Annotated in this window: 1 protein-coding gene; it reads right to left on the bottom strand. The window is 44.4% G+C overall.

Annotated elements, in window-relative coordinates; all coding sequences use genetic code 11:
• Positions 1-787 (bottom strand): reverse transcriptase N-terminal domain-containing protein (locus tag QUA16_RS36665; RefSeq protein ID WP_333109762.1); only part of this gene is annotated, 787 nt, incomplete at its 3' end.
• Positions 788-1,459: the final 672 nt, after the last annotated feature.

The raw sequence follows: 1,459 nt of genomic DNA, 5'->3' as shown, positions 1-1,459 counted from the left end.
CTTTGACCTTCTTGAATTGGCTCAAGAAGTTTTCCAGACCCCGTAAGCCGATATTTGCCAGTAGGGGGCTGATAATGCCTCCTTGTGGCGTTCCGCTTTGTGTTTCATGAAGTTTTCCCTTGTCTATGTATCCTGCTTTTAACCATTGCTTGATTAGGCTGCGGGCGGGGAAATTCCCTATGGAATGTAGGATGGTTTCATGAGTGATATTGTCGAAGAATCCTGATAGGTCCGCATCCAGAACCCATGTGTCTCTATTACCTTGTAGGCGTAGAAAACACTGCTCAATGGCATCGTGGCAACTTCTTCCGACTCTGAATCCATAACTGTTTGCCTCGAAAAGAGCTTCCCAGATTGGTTCTAGAGCGTTCTTAACTATGGCTTGTGCTACTCTATCCTTGATGGTGGGGATGCCTAATGGTCTTTGCTTCCCATTGGCTTTTGGTATATATACTCTTTTGGTGGGTTTAACCTTCCATAGTGTGTGCTGTCCCATTTCTCGGATGAGTTTTACCCGTTGTTCAGGTGTTAATGCTACCTCCTTGTCCACACCTGCTGTTCGTTTTCCTTGATTCAGTTGGGTAACTTTACGCACTGACAAAATTAGATTGTCGAAGCTTCTTAACATCAGTTTTGTGAGGCTTCTGACCTGATTCCACTGACCGATCTGTGTGGCACGATAAATCCGTTTCCTCAGATTCTTAACATTCTTGACGATTGATTTCCAGTCAATCTGTGACCAGTCGTTAAGTTGTCCAGAGCTTCCGATAACCATAGTGGTTTCCATCTTTCAATCTCCGTTTAGTTTCTTTGAATCCTGTTTATCGTTTAAGACCTGTCAGAAGTGGGCTACCATTTTCAGGCGGTGTGATGTTGGGATATTCCTCAACCCTTATCCTCTGCATTACACAGGGCGTTCGCTTTCTCTGACTTCCTTTACCCCCTAGACAATTCGGCTGTGATTACTCTTGGCTTACTCTCTTGTTTCGACCTTAAGAGAGAGTCTATTGGGCTTACCGTGTTTCGCTTTTGATGACCTGCGAAAAAGGTTAGGGTTCGACTCATACTCCGATAGCTTTTTGAACTTCTTTATTAGACAGCGAAACTTCTAATAATCAGCTATTTACCTTTTGGTTAAGGTGTTCCAGCCTGATTTCACCTTTTCGTGTATCACGGAGCTAGATTAGTCGTTTACTTATCGTTAACCCTTCCTTTTCTTCCTCTTGCATACACTACCGATTTAGGCTATCAGCTTAGATGCTTGTGTGGTCTGCACTCCAACGATTTTATTACTTACTTTCGTTGTGACCGGACTCGGATTGAGTCTTTTACACGAGGACTGAGGAGAAGTACCCCAGAGAGAGACGGCTCTCTACTCATCAAACCCACATTCCGCACCCCAACTGGCACATAGGCAGATTGAGGGGATAAAAGTGAATCATCCGAGATCGAGCGTGAG

Origin of the sequence: Microcoleus sp. S13_C3, from assembly GCF_036700905.1 — a bacterium.
In the GTDB taxonomy this organism is placed as follows: domain Bacteria; phylum Cyanobacteriota; class Cyanobacteriia; order Cyanobacteriales; family Microcoleaceae; genus Microcoleus.
The sequence above is the reverse complement of the archived record's forward strand: the minus strand, read 5'-3'. Positions and strand labels throughout refer to the sequence as shown.